The 17499-nt window shown below is 54.7% G+C and carries 16 protein-coding genes; all 16 read right to left on the reverse strand.

The annotated features are described in order from the left end of the window. Positions 1-31: 31 nt before the first annotated feature. Complete coding sequence (gene ftsA, locus MUA00_RS03965; protein WP_271121851.1) at positions 32-1288, reverse strand: cell division protein FtsA; 1257 nt, start codon at positions 1286-1288, stop codon at positions 32-34. Continuing rightward, the gene (gene ftsQ, locus MUA00_RS03970; protein ID WP_271121850.1) at positions 1285-2121 is read right to left on the reverse strand and encodes a cell division protein FtsQ; all 837 of its coding nucleotides are present in this window, start codon (positions 2119-2121) and stop codon (positions 1285-1287) included. Before ftsQ ends, ftsA begins: the two co-directional genes overlap by 4 nt. A 1-nt stretch (position 2122) precedes the next feature. Then, positions 2123-3043 (reverse strand): D-alanine--D-alanine ligase, encoded by a 921-nt coding sequence (locus MUA00_RS03975; RefSeq protein WP_271121849.1) that lies wholly within the window; start codon positions 3041-3043, stop codon positions 2123-2125. Continuing rightward, the gene (murC, locus tag MUA00_RS03980; RefSeq protein WP_271121848.1) at positions 3036-4511 is read right to left on the reverse strand and encodes a UDP-N-acetylmuramate--L-alanine ligase; all 1476 of its coding nucleotides are present in this window, start codon (positions 4509-4511) and stop codon (positions 3036-3038) included. The genes MUA00_RS03975 and murC overlap by 8 nt, the downstream gene beginning before the upstream one ends. A 75-nt stretch (positions 4512-4586) precedes the next feature. Further along, complete coding sequence (murG, locus tag MUA00_RS03985) at positions 4587-5654, reverse strand: undecaprenyldiphospho-muramoylpentapeptide beta-N-acetylglucosaminyltransferase (RefSeq protein WP_271121847.1); 1068 nt, start codon at positions 5652-5654, stop codon at positions 4587-4589. Then, positions 5651-6895 (reverse strand): cell division protein FtsW, encoded by a 1245-nt coding sequence (gene ftsW / locus MUA00_RS03990; protein ID WP_271121846.1) that lies wholly within the window; start codon positions 6893-6895, stop codon positions 5651-5653. Before ftsW ends, murG begins: the two co-directional genes overlap by 4 nt. Further along, positions 6895-8211, reverse strand: a complete 1317-nt coding sequence (murD, locus tag MUA00_RS03995) for a UDP-N-acetylmuramoyl-L-alanine--D-glutamate ligase (RefSeq protein WP_271121845.1) — start codon at positions 8209-8211, stop codon at positions 6895-6897. The genes ftsW and murD overlap by 1 nt, the downstream gene beginning before the upstream one ends. 2 nt (positions 8212-8213) lie before the next feature. Further along, the gene (gene mraY / locus MUA00_RS04000) at positions 8214-9296 is read right to left on the reverse strand and encodes a phospho-N-acetylmuramoyl-pentapeptide-transferase (protein ID WP_271121844.1); all 1083 of its coding nucleotides are present in this window, start codon (positions 9294-9296) and stop codon (positions 8214-8216) included. Continuing rightward, positions 9290-10648: a UDP-N-acetylmuramoyl-tripeptide--D-alanyl-D-alanine ligase gene (gene murF / locus MUA00_RS04005; RefSeq protein ID WP_271121843.1), complete on the reverse strand. Its 1359-nt coding sequence runs from the start codon at positions 10646-10648 to the stop codon at positions 9290-9292. The genes mraY and murF overlap by 7 nt, the downstream gene beginning before the upstream one ends. Further along, positions 10645-12132: a UDP-N-acetylmuramoyl-L-alanyl-D-glutamate--2,6-diaminopimelate ligase gene (murE, locus tag MUA00_RS04010; protein WP_271121842.1), complete on the reverse strand. Its 1488-nt coding sequence runs from the start codon at positions 12130-12132 to the stop codon at positions 10645-10647. The genes murF and murE overlap by 4 nt, the downstream gene beginning before the upstream one ends. Continuing rightward, positions 12119-13885: a peptidoglycan glycosyltransferase FtsI gene (locus MUA00_RS04015; RefSeq protein WP_271121841.1), complete on the reverse strand. Its 1767-nt coding sequence runs from the start codon at positions 13883-13885 to the stop codon at positions 12119-12121. Before MUA00_RS04015 ends, murE begins: the two co-directional genes overlap by 14 nt. Positions 13886-13900: 15 nt before the next feature. Further along, entirely contained in the window at positions 13901-14263 is a 363-nt protein-coding gene (gene ftsL / locus MUA00_RS04020) for a cell division protein FtsL (RefSeq protein ID WP_167611108.1), read from the reverse strand. Next, positions 14260-15201 carry a 16S rRNA (cytosine(1402)-N(4))-methyltransferase RsmH gene (gene rsmH / locus MUA00_RS04025; RefSeq protein WP_271121840.1) on the reverse strand — a complete coding sequence of 314 codons (942 nt, stop codon included), beginning with the start codon at positions 15199-15201 and terminating at the stop codon, positions 14260-14262. Before rsmH ends, ftsL begins: the two co-directional genes overlap by 4 nt. A 3-nt stretch (positions 15202-15204) precedes the next feature. Continuing rightward, positions 15205-15663, reverse strand: a complete 459-nt coding sequence (gene mraZ / locus MUA00_RS04030) for a division/cell wall cluster transcriptional repressor MraZ (protein WP_271121839.1) — start codon at positions 15661-15663, stop codon at positions 15205-15207. 565 nt (positions 15664-16228) lie between these two features. Continuing rightward, entirely contained in the window at positions 16229-17233 is a 1005-nt protein-coding gene (gene cra / locus MUA00_RS04035) for a catabolite repressor/activator (RefSeq protein WP_271121838.1), read from the reverse strand. Positions 17234-17404: 171 nt separating this feature from the next. Further along, positions 17405-17499, reverse strand: a 95-nt coding sequence (locus MUA00_RS04040) for an IS3 family transposase (RefSeq protein ID WP_271121941.1), incomplete at its 5' end; no start/stop codon positions are given.

Here is a 17499-nt window from a genome sequence, read left to right on the forward strand (position 1 = left end):
ACCGCTAATTTTGTCCGGTCTCTTATAAAAATTAAAACTCTTTTCTCAGCCAGCTATTGATTCGCTTAAACCATGAGCCGACAGAGGTCCGTTTTTCCACTTCTGCTTCACCATTGAGATGAGACTCCTTCCCATAGTGCAGCAAGCCCACAGCAGTCGAATAGTACGACTCCTGGGCATAATCAGTCAGGCCAGTAATATTTAACGGCTGTCCGATACGCACCTGCGTATGAAACACGCGCTGAGCACAGGCCGCGAGGCCCTCAATTTGTGCTGCGCCGCCGGTTAACACAATCCCCGCAGCCAGGTGGTGCTTCACACCCTGCAGGCGGAGCTGCTCTTGTAACTGTAAAATCTCTTCATTGACCAGGTTGAGCAGCTCTGTGTAACGCGGCTCAATAACTTCAGCAAGCGTCTGGCGTTGCAGGCTACGAGGCGGACGCCCGCCCACGCTTGGCACTTCAACGTTTTCGTCTTTGCCGACAATCGAACCCAGCGCACAACCATGACGTACTTTAATGGCTTCTGCATCACTCGGCGGCGTGCCGAAGGCATAGGCGATATCGCTGGTCACTACGTTCCCTGCATAAGGGATCACTTTGGTATGGCGCAACGCGCCGCCGGTGTAAACCGCGATATCCATTGTACCACCACCGATATCGACCACGCAGACGCCCAGTTCACGTTCATCTTCGGTCAGAACGGCGTAGCTCGCAGCCAGCCCTGCAAAAATAAGTTGGTCAACTTTCAGACCACAACGTTCAACGGCTTTGACAATGTTTTTGGCCATATCGTTGTGGCAGGTAATCAAATGCACCTTGGCTTGCATACGCACGCCAGATAACCCTACCGGATTTTTGATCCCTTCCTGATAATCGATGGCATATTCTTGCGGGATAACGTGCAGAACGCGATGTTCGTCACGCACACGCACCGATTTTGCGGTATGGACGACGTTTTCCACGTCTTCCTGCGTCACCTCTTCTTCCGAGATGGGCACCATACCAATTTCGTTCTGGCAGCTAATATGCTTGCCGGACAGCGCCAGGTAGACCGAAGAAATCTGACAATCCGCCATAAGCTCGGCCTGGTCAATTGCCCGTTGAACGCATTTCACTACCGACTCAAGGTCGTTAACGCCACCTTTGTCCATCCCACGGGATGGGCAGCTACCCACACCGATAATATTGACCATACCGTCGGGCAGAACTTCCCCTACTAAAGCGGCGACCTTCGCGGTCCCGATCTCCAGTCCTACTACCAGTTTTCTGTCCGTCGCCTTGATCATTGTTGTTCTGCCTGTGCCTGATTCTGTTGCTGATTAGGATTAGGTTCCTGTACGGGAGCGGGCTGCCAGCCTACTGCCGCGCCAGAGTCATACCGCAAGTCGACATAGCTGACCACTTTGTTGTCGGCTTGCTCCTGCTGTTGCAGAACCGGGTACAGTTCCACAAAGCGACTCAGGCGTTTCATCGTATCGCCCCGGCCCAGGTTGAGCTTAATACCGTTATTCAGCGTCAACTGCCAGGAACGACGAGCGGTCATTGCCGCTTCTTTCAACGTGAATTTATCCTTTGCCAGCACTTCGCCCATCGCGCGATAACCCTGCAGCACTTCACCCTCACTCCCTTCCGGGCCCGATAACATCGGTAAAGTCTGCTTTCCTGTACGTTCTGCCGGAACGCTGAAGGAATTTCCTTCGGCGTCGATCATATGCTGATCATTCCAGCGCGCTATGGGCACATATTCAACCAGATGAATCTTCAATTCGTCCGGCCACTGCTTTCTTACGCTCGCCTGCTTGATCCAGGGCAAACGTTCAATCTGCTGCTGGATGATATTCACATCCTGCGTCATAAAGGTGCCCGGAGGCCCAAGCGCCAGGATGGACTGACGAATATCATCATTGCGCGTGTAATGCCGATCGCCGGTTACCACCAGCCTGGAAAGCGGCAGACGCTGAGCATCTTCCATCCAGCCGACCACAATCCAGCCGCCGATAAACACCGTAAACAGCACCGCGCTCAGGAAGATAATGCCTGCCAGGCGCCCGCCGTTACTACGACGAGTGCTGGTCGGTTCTTCCTGGCGATTACGCGCATTCAGGGCTGCTTGCGACATATCAGTCCGCCAACTCCAGAATACGTACGACCAGTTGGGAGAAAGTCATTCCCGCCTGACGCGCCGCCATAGGTACCAGGCTATGGCTGGTCATACCCGGCGACGTGTTCACTTCCAGCAGATAAAACTGCCCGTCGCAATCTTGCATGACATCCACACGACCCCAGCCGCTACAGCCCAAAATCTGCCAGGCTTGCAGCACTAACGCCTGCAATTCCTGCTCACGCTGTTCGATTAAACCGCTTGGGCAGAAATATTGAGTCTCATCAGAGAGATACTTCGCCTCATAATCATAGAAGGTTCCAGCTGGTTGGATACGAATAGACGGTAATATTTCCTCCCCGAGGATTGCTACCGTATATTCAGGCCCGCTGAGCCATTTTTCGATCAGCACTTCCTCATCGTGTTCGAATGCCAGCTCCAGCGCTGCCGGCAGTGCTGCAACGTCATCGACCTTCGACATTCCCACGCTTGAACCTTCGCGGCTCGGCTTAACGATAACCGGCAGGCCGAGCTGGGCGATGCGTTCTACCGTTGTCGCAGCGATGCCTGCGTCTACGTCACGGCGCGTTAACGCAACCCAGGGAGCGACCGGCAAATCCGCACCTTGCCAAAGCAGCTTGGTACGCAATTTATCCATCGTGATAGCCGAAGCCATTACACCGCTGCCGGTATAGGGAAGCGCAAGGAAATCTAACATCCCTTGCAGCGTACCATCTTCACCGCCGCGGCCGTGCAGCGCGATGAAAACTTTATCAAAACCCTTAAGCTTGAGTTCCGTCACGGAGGTTTCTTGCGGATCAACGCCATAAGCGTCGATACCCGCTTCTTTCAGACCCGCCAGCACGGCGCTTCCGGATTGCAGCGACACCTCGCGTTCAGCGGAGGTGCCACCCAGCAGGACAGCTATTTTCTCAGCCATGATGGTCTTCCTCTTTAGCCGGGGGCTGCAATTTAAGGTCGGCCAGGCTTCTCGCGATTTTGCCGATGTTTCCGGCGCCCTGAACAAGAATCAAGTCATTTCCCGTTAAAACCGGTGCAAGCATATCCGCAACCTGGCTTGCTTCCGGCACCAGAATAGGATCGACCTTGCCACGACCGCGAATGGTACGGCACAGCGAACGGCTATCCGCTCCCGGAATAGGCGTTTCACCGGCAGCATAAACATCCAGCATCAGCAGCGAATCTACCTGCGACAATACGTTAGCAAAGTCGTCGTACAGATCGCGGGTGCGCGTAAAGCGGTGCGGCTGGAAAATCATCACCAGATTTTTATCCGGCCAACCTGCACGAGCGGCTTTAATTGTCGCGTCTACTTCCGTCGGGTGATGGCCGTAATCATCCACCAGCATCGCGCTACCTGCTTTGCCATTTACCGGCGCCAGTGGATACTCGCCCAGGAAATCAAAGCGGCGGCCGGTTCCCTGGAAACTCTCCAGCGCGCGCAGGATAGCTTCATCTTCAATGCCTTCTTCTGTGGCGACAGCAACCGCTGCCGCAGCATTCAATGCGTTATGACGGCCAGGCGCATTCAACGTAACGCGCAGCTCCGGTTTATCCAGACGCGCGATGGTGAAATGCCCCTGTGGGCCTTCCTGCTGATAGTTTTCAATGCGCACATCCGCATCGTCGCTAAAACCGTAAGTGGTGGTTTGACGACCCACGCGCGGCAGCAGCTCGCGAATCACAGGATCGTCCACGCACATCACTGCTCGACCATAAAACGGCAAGTTGTGCAGGAAATTAATAAACGTCTGCTTTAAATTTTCGAAATCGCCCTGGTAGGTGTCCATATGGTCGGCTTCGATATTGGTCACGACTGAGACCATAGGTTGCAGATGGAGGAATGACGCGTCGCTCTCATCGGCTTCCGCAATTAAATAGCGGCTGTTGCCCAGGCGCGCATGGGTTCCCGCAGCCTTTACCAGCCCGCCGTTAACGAACGTAGGATCCAGACCCGCTTCCGCATAAATGCTGGATACCATCGCTGTCGTCGTTGTCTTGCCGTGCGTTCCCGCGATGGCAATGCCATGACGAAAACGCATCAATTCAGCCAGCATTTCAGCGCGGCGAATAACCGGAATGCGCGCTTCGTGTGCTGCGACAATCTCGGGGTTATCTGCGGAAATGGCAGTGGAAACCACCACCACGCTTGCGTCACGCACGTTTTCCGGACGGTGATTAAAATAAATAGTGGCACCCAGCGCCGACAACTGTTGCGTGACCCGGTTCGGCGCAAGGTCAGAACCGCTAATCTGGTAACCTTCGTTGGCTAAAACTTCGGCAATACCGCCCATACCGGCACCGCCGATGCCAACAAAGTGAATGTGCCGGACGCGACGCATCTCGGGCACGATAGAACGCAGTTTCGCCAGTTGTTGTGTATTCATTCTCTAACCTGCGGCGCTTTGCGCCATTACATCAAAAAATTCACGGGTGAATTCGCCACCCAAACCTTTAAAAAATTACGCCAGCGCCGCAGCGCTTACTTCTTTGGCTACCCGCTCGGTTGCATCAGGAATGGACGCAGCGCGCGCACGTTCGGCCATAGCCTGCAACGTTGCTCTGTCCCATCCGGCGAGCGTTTCGGTAACGGCAGCCACGGTAAACTGCGGCTGCTCCAGTATTTTGGCGGCTCCGGCCTTTTCCAGCGGCAGCGCATTCCAGTACTGCTGCCGATCTTTATGCTGGAAGGGAACGAACAGAGCAGGCAATCCCGCGGCGGCAATTTCACTCACGGTTAACGCACCAGAGCGGCATACCACGACATCCGCCCAGGCATATGCCGCAGCCATATCATCAATAAATTCAGTGACTTTATGCTGAGGTTGAGCGGCCTCCGCATAAGCCTGCTGAACGACCGCCTGGCCGCCTTTACCGCATTGATGCCAGATAGTTACGGCGGCGCCGAGACGCCCCGCTACCTGCGGCATGGTCTGATTCAGCACGCGAGCGCCCTGGGAACCACCGACCACCAGCACGCGAACCGGACCTTCACGGCCGGAAAAACGCTCCTGGGGCAAGGGGAGCGCTAACACATCCGTACGCACCGGATTGCCGACAACGTCCGCATGCGGAAATGCGCCGGGAAACGCCTGCATGACCTTTTTGGCAATTTTGGCGAGCCATTTATTAGTCAGACCCGCAATACCGTTTTGCTCGTGCAAAACAACGGGAATGCCAAGCGACCACGCGGCCAGGCCGCCCGGCCCGGAAACGTATCCGCCCATCCCCAGCACAACGTCCGGGCGATACGCTTTCATGATGGCCCTCGCCTGCCGCCAGGCGTTAAAGATACGCACCGGCGCCAGCAAAAGTGCTTTTAGCCCTTTGCCGCGCAGGCCAGAAATACGAATAAAGTCGATTTCAATGCCGTGCTTCGGAACAAGATCCGCTTCCATACGATCGGCGGTGCCGAGCCAGCGGACCTGCCAGCCTTCGGCCATTAGATGATGAGCTACCGCAAGTCCCGGGAAAACGTGTCCCCCGGTGCCGCCCGCCATCACCATTAACCGCCGGGATTGATTGCTCATCGCACACCCCGTGTAAACGCCTGGGCTTTTGCCAGACGCGTTTCATAATCAATACGCAGTAACATCATGATTGCCGTAGACATAATCAACAAACTGGAACCGCCGTAGCTGATAAGCGGCAGCGTCAGGCCCTTCGTCGGCAACATACCTGCCGCCGCGCCCACGTTAACCAACGCCTGGAAACTGAACCAGATGCCGATTGAACAAGCGAGGAAGCCCGCAAAACGTTGATCCATTTCAAGAGCGCGTTTGCCGATGGACATGGCGCGAAAAGCGACGAAGAATACCATCAATAAAGCCAGTACCACACCGATATATCCCAGTTCTTCGCCAATAATGGAGAAGATAAAGTCAGTGTGCGCTTCCGGCAGATACTCCAGTTTTTGCACCGAGTTTCCCAAGCCCTGGCCCCACAATTCGCCGCGACCGAACGCCATCAGCGACTGCGTTAGCTGATAGCCGCTACCGAAAGGATCTTCCCACGGATTCCAGAAAGACGTTACACGGCGGATACGATATGGCTCAGCAAGAATCAGCAGCACGACCGCCGAAATCCCCATGCCGATAATGGCGATGAACTGCCAGAGCTTCGCGCCTGCGAGGAACAGCATCGCAAGCGTTGTGACAAACAATACAACGACAGTACCGAGGTCAGGCTGAGCCAGCAGCAGTATCGCCATCACCAGAATCACGCCCATCGGTTTAAGGAAGCCGCGCAGGTTATTACGCACTTCATCAACCTTGCGCACAAGATAGTTGGCGAGATAGCAGAACAGCGACAGCTTGGTGAATTCGGCAGGCTGAATACGCAGCGGGCCGAAGGCAATCCAGCGCGATGCGCCGTTAACCGAACTACCCACCACCAGCACAATCAGCAGCATCGCAATAGAAAGCAGCAGCATTGCTGTGCTGTGCCGCTGCCAGAACTCCATAGGCAGACGGAGCGTTATCAACGACAGGACGAATGCCAGAACGATATACAGGCCATCACGTTTGGCAAACAGGAACGGATCGTTTGCCAGGCGCTGCCCAACCGGCATTGACGCCGAAGTCACCATGATAAAACCAATCGCGGCCAGACCAAACGTTAACCACAGCAAGGTGCGATCGTAGAGCACCATGCTGTTTGAGTCAGCTTCACGGGAGCCCATCACCCAGCCTTTTAGCGCGGATGACACCCATGCCAGGATACCGAATCCTGGAATACGGGGCATACGCAGACGAGGGAGTGATAAACGCATCAGCCCAGCTCCTTCGCAAGTCGGATAAAGAGATCGCCACGCTGTTCAAAGTTTTTGAACTGATCGAGGCTTGCGCAGGCCGGCGACAGAAGGACCATATCGCCCGGCTTAACGCGCGGGGCGATAAGCGCCATCGCCTGCGCCATGGTTTCCGTTTGCTCTGCGACTTCCGGGCGCAGCTCAGCAAGCTCGGCGCCGTCGCGACCAAAACAGTACAGGCGAATATTCGGGCCCTGTAGATATTGCGCAAGCGATGAGAAATCCGCAGATTTACCGTCGCCGCCCAGCAGCAGATGCAGCGTGCCGTCCACGTGCAGGCCGTTAAGCGCGGCTTCGGTGCTGCCTACGTTTGTGGCTTTGGAATCGTTAATCCAGCGCACGCCATTATGTTCCCATGCCAACTGGAAACGGTGCGCAAGGCCGGTAAAGGTTGTCAGCGCCTTCAGGCTGCTGGAGCGTGGCAGCTTCACCGCATCGGCCAGCGCAAGGGCTGCCAGTGCGTTTGTGTAATTGTGCTGGCCTGACAGCTTCATTTCTTTGGTGCTGAGCACTTTCTCACCCTTCACGCGCAGCCAGGTATCTCCTTGCTGGCGATTGAGATGATAGTCGCCTACGTCTACGCCAAAACTCACGCAACGCTCATCCGCGCCGCGTACCGGCATGGTTAAAGCGTCGTCCGCATTCACCACGCAAACCGCCGCATTTTCATAAACACGCAGTTTGGCCGCACGATACTGCTGCAGGCCAAACGGGTATCTGTCCATATGATCTTCTGTGACGTTAAGGATCGTGGCGGCTGCCGCTTTCAGGCTACAGGTGGTTTCTAACTGGAAGCTGGAAAGTTCCAGCACGTACAGTTCGCGATTAGGCTCCAGCAGCATCAGCGCAGGCAGGCCAATGTTGCCGCCTACCCCGACGTTTATGCCAGCGGCTTTCGCCATTTCGCCTACGAGGCTTGTCACCGTGCTTTTCCCGTTTGAGCCGGTAATCGCCACAATCGGCGCCTGCGCCTCGCGGCAGAACAGTTCGATGTCGCCGATGATTTCCACACCGTTATCAGCCGCGCGGCTTAATGCCGGATGCGCCAGCGCGATACCAGGACTGGCGACAATTAAATCTGCCGCCAGCAGCCAGTCTTCATTCAGGGAGCCGAGATGATGCTCTACCGCTTCCGGCAGTTTATCAAGACCTGGCGGGGAGATACGGCTGTCCATTACACGTGGCGTAACGCCGCGTGCAAGGAAGAAATCCACGCAGGACAGGCCGGTTAAGCCCAACCCGATAATGACGACTTTTTTACCCTGGTAATCTGCCATGGTTAACGCACCTTCAGCGTAGCCAGTCCAATCAGGACCAGCATCAGCGAGATAATCCAGAAGCGCACAATAACGCGCGGCTCTGGCCAGCCTTTCAATTCATAGTGGTGATGGATTGGCGCCATGCGGAAAATACGCTGCCCGCGCAGTTTAAAGGAACCCACCTGCAGAATGACGGAAAGCGTTTCGACTACGAACACGCCGCCCATAATCACTAACAGGAACTCCTGGCGCAGCAGAACCGCGATTGTGCCAAGCGCGCCGCCCAAAGCCAGGGAGCCAACGTCTCCCATAAAGACCTGAGCCGGGTAGGTGTTGAACCACAGGAAGCCTAAACCGGCACCGACAATTGCCGTACAAACGATTACCAACTCCCCCGCGTGACGCAAATAAGGAATATGCAGGTAACCGGCAAAATTCATGTTACCGGTAGCCCATGCCACCAGCGCGAAGCCGCCTGCGACCAAAACGGTAGGCATGATTGCCAGACCGTCCAGGCCATCGGTCAGGTTCACCGCATTGCCGGTGCCGACAATCACAAAGTAGGCCAGCAGAACATAGAACAGACCAAGCTGCGGCATCACGTCTTTAAAGAACGGCACAACCAGCTCGGTGGCTGGCGTTCCTTTTCCGGCGATGTACATAGTGAAGGCCACGGCCAGGGCAATGACGGACATCCAGAAATACTTCCAGCGCGCGATAAGCCCTTTAGTATCTTTGCGCACAACTTTGCGATAATCGTCGACAAAGCCTATTGCCCCATACCCCACCAGCACAAACAGCACGCACCAGACATAAGGGTTTGATGGATAGGCCCACAGCAGCACAGAAATCACGATAGAAGTCAGGATCATAATCCCGCCCATCGTCGGCGTCCCGCGTTTGCTGAAATGCGATTCCGGACCGTCGTTACGCACGACCTGGCCGAAAGAAAGTTGCTGTAAACGGGCAATCATACGCGGGCCCATCCACAAGGAGATGAACAGCGCGGTCAGCAGGCTGACGATGGCGCGAAACGTCAGATAAGAAAAGACGTTAAAGCCGGAATAATATTTGACCAAATGTTCGGCCAGCCAAACTAACATGTTCCATTCTCCTGTAATGCGCATACCACCTCTTCCATGGCAGCACTACGTGAACCCTTCACTAAAATGGTAATAATTGAATGCTCTGCAATCAGCGCATTCAGCCGCGAAATCACGGCTTTTTTATCGGTAAAATGTTCGCCAACTTCAGAGGCCTGGCTAATAATTTCGCTCAGCACGCCAACGCTTAACACGCAATCGATACCGGCGGCTTTCGCAGCTTCCCCAACCTGGCGATGGCAATCTTGCGCTCTGGCGCCAAGCTCTCCCATATCCCCAACGACCATAACGCGAAAACCAGGCATTTCAGACAGTACCTGAGCGGCTGCGGTCATCGAACCTACGTTTGCGTTGTAGCTGTCATCGAGCAGCAATTGCGTGTCGGAAAGCTGAATAGGATACAGGCGCCCCGGCACGGCTTTGAGCTCTGCCAGCCCCGTTTTCACGGCGTCAAGAGGTGCGCCAACGGCCATTGCCAGCGCGGTAGCAGCAAGCGCATTGGCGATATTGTGGCGGCCCGGCAACGGCATAGTGACGTCTATATCGCCCGTTGGGGTTTGCAGCGTGAATTCGGTGCCGTGAGAAGTGATATGCACGTTCGTAGCGGTGAAATCGCTGTCGGCCGCGTTAGGCGAAAAACGCCAGGTTTTGCGTTTGCCAATCACCTCCTGCCAGTTCAGCCAGTCGTTGTTATCGGCATTGATAATGGCGATGCCGTTCGCAGGCAAACCGGCAAAGATTTCCCCTTTGGCCTTCGCAACGCCCGCAAGCGACCCGAAGCCTTCCAGATGCGCGGCGGCGAGGTTATTCACCAGCGCAGCTTCCGGACGCGTCAGCCCTACCGTCCAGGCGATTTCGCCCTGATGGTTTGCTCCAAGTTCAATAACGGCGTAATCGTATTCCGGAGTCAGACGCAGCAGCGTCATTGGCACCCCGATGTCGTTATTCAGGTTACCGGCGGTATAAAGCGTGTTACCGCACTGGCGCAGGATTGCTGCGGTCATCTCTTTTACGGATGTCTTGCCGGAAGAACCGGTCAAAGCAACCACGCGAGTCGGTACCTGCTGGCGAACCCAGGCGCCAAGCTGGCCGAAGGCCTGGCGCGTGTCTTCAACAACCAGTTGAGGAACGTCTATCGGCAGCTTATGGCTAACCAGCAGCGCGCCCGCTCCGCCTTTAATGGCATCTTCGGCGAAGTCATGGGCGTCAAAACGTTCGCCTTTGAAGGCGACGAACAGGCAGCCCGGCGTTAATTTACGCGTGTCGGTCGTGACATCGACGATATCCGCATCCGCGCCGTGCAGTTGCCCTGCCAGGATACCGGCAAGTTGGCTCAGGGAAACGCGGATCATGCCACAACTCCCAGCAAACGAGCTGCAGTCACACGATCGGAATAGTCGAGACGGCGATTGCCAACAATTTGATAATCTTCATGTCCTTTGCCTGCGACCAGCACCACGTCATTCTCTTTAGCCTGCATGATGGCATTGGTGACGGCTTCCGCACGCCCTAAAACCACACAGGCACGCCCCGCATCCAGCATGCCGGCAAGAATGTCGTTCACAATAGCTTTAGGTTCTTCGGTCCGCGGGTTGTCGTCGGTAACCACAATCACATCAGCGTACTGTTCTGCAATGGCGCCCATCATTGGACGTTTGCCTTTGTCGCGGTCGCCGCCGCAGCCAAACACGCACCACAGCTTACCGGTACAGTGCAGACGCGCAGCCTGCAGCGCTTTCTCCAGCGCATCCGGTGTGTGCGCATAATCCACCACTACCGTGGTTTTACCCGGCGCGGTGAACACTTCCATACGGCCGCAAACAGGCTGCAGGCGCTCAGCGGTTTTCAACAGTTCGGCAAGTTCATAATCCAGCGCGAGAAGCGTTGCCAAAGCCAGCAACAGATTGCTGACGTTAAATGCTCCCATCAGACGACTTTCGACTACGCCATCGCCCCAGGAGGAGCTGAACTGAATAGTGGCTCCGCCATCGTGATAGTGAACATTTGTCGCCTTCAGCCAGCGCCCACGGCAATCAGGCTGAAGATTGTCTTCCATGGTCACCGCCACGGCATCCGGCAGACGCGCCAGCCACTTACGGCCTACTTCATCGTCCGCGTTAATAATGGCCTGCCCGGCCTCATGCTCGGAGAACAGCAGCCATTTGGCGGCTTCGTAGCCAGCCATGTCGCCATGATAATCAAGATGGTCGCGGCTAAGATTGGTAAACACGGAAGCTGCAAATTTCAGCGCCGCCACGCGATGCTGTACCAGGCCATGGGAAGAAACTTCCATCGCCGCAAACGTTGCGCCCTGCTGATGCAGGTTAGCGAGCACTTGCTGCACATCGACCGCTGAGCCCGTAGTATTTTCGGTTGGGATAACCTGATTCAGCAGTCCATTACCCACGGTTCCCATCACCGCGCTAGTTTCGCCCAGTAACTGAGCCCATTGCGCTAAAAGCTGGGTGGTCGTGGTTTTGCCATTGGTGCCAGTTACGCCAACCAGACGCAGCGCGTCGGAAGGTTCGTGGTAAAAACGTCCCGCAAGCGCGGAGAGTCGTTGATGCAGTTGGCTGAGATAAATCACCGGCACACCGTGCATTTCACGGATTTCGCCATCGCTTGCTTCGCCTTGCGCTTCAGCAACGACAGCCGCTACGCCTTGCGCAATTGCCTGCGGGATATATCGACGCCCGTCCGCCTGATGACCGACCACCGCCACAAAAAGGTCGCCCGAAGCCGCCACGCGGCTATCGAGTGTCATCTCTCGCAGTGCTCTCTCCGGTGCTGTCGGCACCCACGGAGCGAGAAGGTCGCGCAAATTACGATCTGCCACCTGATCCCTCTTTCTGATTAATTACAAATTCGCTTTTTTCACCGGTTGCCAGCGCGTCTGGTTCGATGTTCATGGTGCGTAAAACGCCGCCCATGATGGCCCCGAACACGGGCGCAGAGACGGCGCCACCGTAATATTTACCTGCCTGCGGATCGTTAATCACCACCACCAACGCAAAGCGTGGGTTACTGGCAGGTGCTACGCCCGCGGTGTAAGCAATGTATTTGTTGATGTATTTCCCGTCCGGGCCGACTTTCTTCGCCGTACCGGTTTTAATCGCAATACGGTAGCCTTTGATGGCCGCTTTCACGCCCCCGCCGCCTGGCAGGGCCACGCTTTCCATCATATGAACGACGGTGCGAACCGTGGATTCCGGGAAGATACGCTCGCCGGGCACCGGCGGGTCAACTTTGGTTATCGACAGCGGACGGTAAACTCCGTAGCTGCCAATGGTTGCGTAGACTCGCGCTAACTGTAACGGCGTTACCATTAGCCCATAGCCGAAAGAGAAGGTGGCCCTCTCTATGTCAGACCACCGTTGTTTTTGAGGATATAAGCCACTGCGTTCTCCGACCAACCCCAAATTGGTCGCTTTTCCCAGTCCAAAACGTGAGTAAGTATCTACTAACGCTGAGGAGGGCATCGCTAACGCCAGTTTGGAAACCCCGACGTTACTCGACTTCTGTAGTACCCCGGTGAGGGTCAATTCGCTGTAGCGCGCCACATCTTTGATCTCATGACCATTGATGCGGTACGGCACGGTATTCAGTACGGTATTTTCCTGCACTACGCCACGTTGAAGCGCAGTCATTACTACCATCGGCTTAACGGTTGAACCGGGTTCAAACACGTCGGTGATGGTGCGGTTACGCATAATGTCTTTTGCCGTGCCGGTCAGGTTATTTGGGTTATAAGACGGGCTGTTTGCCATCGCCAGCACTTCGCCGGTATTGACGTCGACCAGCACGGCGCTGCCGGATTCCGCTTTGTTAAACGCCACGGCGTTATTGAGTTCGCGATAAACCAGCGCCTGCAAACGCTCGTCGATGCTCAGCGCGAGGTTATGGGCGGCCTGGCTGTCCGTAGAAGAAATGTCTTCAATCACGCGGCCGTAGCGGTCTTTACGAACGATACGTTCGCCGGGCTGGCCCGTAAGCCATTTATCAAAGCTCTTCTCAACGCCTTCAATCCCCTGGCTGTCCACGTTGGTAAAGCCAATAAGGTGAGCGGTTACTTCGCCAGAAGGATAGTAACGGCGAGACTCCTCACGCAGGTGAATGCCCGGCAGCTTCAGCTTTTTGATGTAGTCGCCGATGTCCGGGTTAACCTGACGCGCCAGATAGATAAAACGCCCTTTCGGGTTGCTGTTCACACGCGAGGCAAGTTGATCGAGGGGAATTTTTAGCGCATCGGCCAGCGCTTTCCAGCGATTATCAAGGGTGATGCCTCCGGCTTCATGCAGCTCTTTCGGGTCCGCCCAAATGGCCTTCACCGGCACACTCACCGCCAGCGGACGCCCCGCACGATCGCTGATCATTCCGCGAGAGGTGGAAACCTCCTGCACGCGCAGGGAACGCATGTCCCCCTGACGAACCAGCATATCCGGGGCGATAATCTGCAGCCAGGCAACGCGGCCTAACAGGAAAACCAGCGCCAGCAAAATACAACCGCAAAGCAACGCAAAACGCCAACCGATAAAGTTGGCCTGATCGATCTGGCGTTTTGGTTTAAGCGTTTTTGCCGCTGCTCTCATCTGTCGCGCGATTCCTTATTGCTGAACTACGATGTTTTCCTGCGAAGGATCGACATGCTGCAATTGCAGCTTTTCCGTAGCGATCCGTTCCACCCGGCTATGATCGCCAAGCGCGTTTTCTTCTAAAATCAGGTTACGCCATTCAATATCCAGGGCATCACGTTCAACCACCATTTGTTCACGTTGAGCGGTGAGCAAACGAGTGTGGTGCGCGGTGGTTACAACGGAAATGGCGGTAAAAATAATGGCGACGAACAAGCAGAGTGGCAGTTTGCCATGGCGCAAAAGATCCCCGCCAATCACCGTTGGCAGCGCGTGGCGCTCATTGCTACCAAGCTGGGTTACTTTCCCCAGGGCTTCTGTCACTGCGTTGATCATGCGTTAGTCCTCTCGGCGATACGCAGAACCGAACTGCGCGCGCGTACGTTTTCCGCTACCTCTTCTTCGCCTGGCATCATTTTGCCAAGCGATTTCAGATAGCGGCCGCCCAGTTTATTTAACTGCGCTTCCGTCATCGGCAAACCAGCCGGAACCTGCGGCCCACGGCTGTTCTCACGCATAAAGCGCTTCACAATACGGTCTTCAAGCGAGTGGAAGCTGATTATCGACAAGCGTCCGCCGGGAGATAAGGCTTCAATGGAACCTTTCAGCGCGTTTTCGATCTCTTCTAATTCGCTGTTGATCCAGATGCGTATCGCCTGGAAAGTGCGCGTCGCTGGATGCTTAAACTTGTCTTTAACCGGCATTGCCGCTGCCACTACCGCTGCGAGCTCTTTGGTGCGAGTCATGGGCTGCTCGCGATTACGCTCGACGATTGCGCGGGCGATACGTTTGCCAAATTTCTCTTCACCAAAGGTTTTAATAACCCAGGCGATGTCGGCTTCGTCTGCGGTGAGCAACCACTGAGCGGCAGACTGCCCGCGTGTTGGGTCCATGCGCATATCCAGCGGACCATCACGCATAAACGAGAAACCGCGTTCTGCGTCATCGAGCTGTGGAGAAGAAACGCCAAGATCGAGCAAAATGCCGTCTATTTTGCCCGTAAGCCCAAGTTCACTTACATACTGCGCAAGTTCTGAGAAAGGTCCGTGAATGATGGTGAAACGCGGATCGTCAATGGCCTGAGCGGCAGCGATGGCCTGTGGATCGCGGTCAATAGCCAGCAGACGGCCTTCCGCGCCCAGTTGGGAGAGAATCAGTCGTGAATGGCCACCGCGACCAAACGTGCCATCAATGTAGATGCCATCGTGACGAATATTAAGGCCGTTCACGGCCTCATCAAGCAACACCGAGGTGTGTTTAAAATTTTCCATCATTACTTATAGTGACAAGTCCTGCAGGCGTTCCGACAAACCGGTTGTCGTTTCCTGCTCAGCGTCGATGTCTTCCTTGATCTGTTGATGCCAGGTCGCTTCATCCCACAGTTCAAACTTATTGAACTGCCCGACCAGCATGACTTCTTTGGTCAGCCTGGCGTGCTGGCGTAGAACAGGTGCCACCAGTAATCGCCCGGCACTATCCATCTGACATTCGCTGGCATGACCAAGTAAAAGGCGCTGAACGCGGCGTTCTACAGGATTCATGCTCGACAAACGGGCTAGCTTTTGTTCAATAATTTCCCACTCGGGGAGGGTATAGAGCAGCAGGCAGGGGTGATGGATGTCGATGGTGCATACCATCTGACCTTCTGAAGTTTCGACCAGCTTTTCCCGATAACGGGTAGGTACGGCGAGCCGCCCCTTGCTGTCGAGATTGACTAACGTTGCCCCACGGAACATGCCAGCCTCACCTTAAACCACCTCTTTCCACCACTTTACCCCACAAATTCCCACCCGAAGGAGTTTACGGAGCGGAGGAAAAGCTTGTCAAGCAAGCCTCACGGCTTAGGGAAATAAAATTCCTCACCTAAACGATTGATTAATGGCTGGCGCAAAAAGCACTGCACAAGCGATGCAAAAATTAACGTTATGAATATTTGAAAGAAAAGAGACGAATAAACATGCGGTTCGTTAAATCGACTGAAAACCTGATAACAAAAATATTAAGTACCCAGTTTGCGACGCGGTCGGCATTTTAAGGCATTTCCCCACAGGTTAACAGCGTCAGATGCAGGCGGAATGCAGCGCAGGGGCGGGTTTGAAGAAAAGGGAATCATTATTGTTTAATTAACCGACACTTTTTATCCGTTCGTATGTAACAAAATAATACGGCGGGTCCAATTAAACTTAAAAGGGGTGGCTTCTTTACGTTTCGTGGCGAAGATTTAATTGCCAGAAATATTAAAGGGATTTGAAACAAGAAAAATCTTAATTAACAAAGGCAGCCGAAACTGCCTTTTTGTCCTTAATGACGGCTTAAGCTGCCACGGCGATAAAGATTGCGGCGAATACGGGTAAGCCCTGGTTTAGGTTTTCTGGGTTCATCGAGGCTTGCGAGCACTAATTCCAGCACCCGTTCGGCAACGTCACGATGACGCTGCGCCACAGCCAGTACCGGGCATTGCAAGAAATCGAGCAGTTCATGATCGCCGAAGGTTGCAATAGCCAGTTCAGAAGGCAAACGCCCTTCGCGGCGCAATGTGACGTCCATAACGCCCTGGAGCAGCGCAAAAGATGTGGTATATAGCGCATGCGGCATTGGATGCGTTTCCAGCCATTTTTCGAAGAGCTGGGCCGCGGCTTCGCGTTCATAGCTATTGGCATACAAGAAATGGACTTCGCGCGGATCGTCCTTCCAGGCCGTACGAAAACCTTGTTCGCGTAGATAGCTGACGGAAAGTTCAGGCAACGCGCCGAGATAAAGAATCGTATCGCCCGGGAATTTGCGCAGTTCTTCTGCGAGCATTTCAGCATCGTCCTGATCGGCTCCGACTACGCTTGTGAAGTGTTCTCGATCCAGCGCGCGGTCAAGCGCGATGATTGGGAACGGATCGTTCGCCCAACGCTGATAGAAAGGATGCTCCGGCGGAAGAGATGTTGAAACGATTATCGCATCAACCTGACGCTGTAGAAGATGCTCAATACAACGCATCTCATTATCTGGCTGATCTTCTGAGCAGGCGATCAGCAACTGGTAGCCGCGCTGGCGAGCCTGTCGTTCCAGATAGTTCGCAATTCGGGTGTAACTGGTGTTTTCCAGATCCGGGATAACGAGGCCAATAGAGCGTGTGCGCCCCGCTCGCAAACCCGCCGCTACCGCATTTGGGTGGTAGTTATGTTCGCGTACAACCGCCATGACTTTCTCAACGGTTTTGTCACTGACACGATACTGCTTTGCTTTACCGTTGATGACGTAGCTCGCCGTGGTGCGCGAAACTCCAGCCAGGCGCGCGATTTCATCCAATTTCACAGTAGCCCCTTAATCAGTAAGTTATCCATAACCATACCCTGGTCATGGTTACAACATTGACATCTAAGCGCAGAATAATAACTCCAGCAACTGCTTTTGCGGGCAGTTGTCGGGAAGTTTGCAAAAAAAAGCCCGGTATTGGACTGACCCCATAAAGTTGGACAGTTCATGTTAAGCGGCTATCGGGGTCTGGGTTCGGTATTCTACCGGACTCAGGCCTTTTAATTTCAGGCTGATCCGCTCGTTGTTATAGTAATGGATATAGT

The organism is Dryocola boscaweniae, assembly GCF_025215095.1.
Taxonomy (GTDB): Bacteria; Pseudomonadota; Gammaproteobacteria; order Enterobacterales; family Enterobacteriaceae; genus Dryocola; species Dryocola boscaweniae.

What these genes read in the sequence shown, in the direction of transcription:
- ftsA (WP_271121851.1), bottom strand. Translation starts at nt 1,288, where the DNA reads ATGATCAAGGCGACGGACAGAAAACTGGTAGTAGGACTGGAGATCGGG.
- ftsQ (WP_271121850.1), bottom strand. Translation starts at nt 2,121, where the DNA reads ATGTCGCAAGCAGCCCTGAATGCGCGTAATCGCCAGGAAGAACCGACC.
- MUA00_RS03975 (WP_271121849.1), bottom strand. Translation starts at nt 3,043, where the DNA reads ATGGCTGAGAAAATAGCTGTCCTGCTGGGTGGCACCTCCGCTGAACGC.
- murC (WP_271121848.1), bottom strand. Translation starts at nt 4,511, where the DNA reads ATGAATACACAACAACTGGCGAAACTGCGTTCTATCGTGCCCGAGATG.
- murG (WP_271121847.1), bottom strand. Translation starts at nt 5,654, where the DNA reads ATGAGCAATCAATCCCGGCGGTTAATGGTGATGGCGGGCGGCACCGGG.
- ftsW (WP_271121846.1), bottom strand. Translation starts at nt 6,895, where the DNA reads ATGCGTTTATCACTCCCTCGTCTGCGTATGCCCCGTATTCCAGGATTC.
- murD (WP_271121845.1), bottom strand. Translation starts at nt 8,211, where the DNA reads ATGGCAGATTACCAGGGTAAAAAAGTCGTCATTATCGGGTTGGGCTTA.
- mraY (WP_271121844.1), bottom strand. Translation starts at nt 9,296, where the DNA reads ATGTTAGTTTGGCTGGCCGAACATTTGGTCAAATATTATTCCGGCTTT.
- murF (WP_271121843.1), bottom strand. Translation starts at nt 10,648, where the DNA reads ATGATCCGCGTTTCCCTGAGCCAACTTGCCGGTATCCTGGCAGGGCAA.
- MUA00_RS04015 (WP_271121841.1), bottom strand. Translation starts at nt 13,885, where the DNA reads ATGAGAGCAGCGGCAAAAACGCTTAAACCAAAACGCCAGATCGATCAG.
- ftsL (WP_167611108.1), bottom strand. Translation starts at nt 14,263, where the DNA reads ATGATCAACGCAGTGACAGAAGCCCTGGGGAAAGTAACCCAGCTTGGT.
- rsmH (WP_271121840.1), bottom strand. Translation starts at nt 15,201, where the DNA reads ATGATGGAAAATTTTAAACACACCTCGGTGTTGCTTGATGAGGCCGTG.
- mraZ (WP_271121839.1), bottom strand. Translation starts at nt 15,663, where the DNA reads ATGTTCCGTGGGGCAACGTTAGTCAATCTCGACAGCAAGGGGCGGCTC.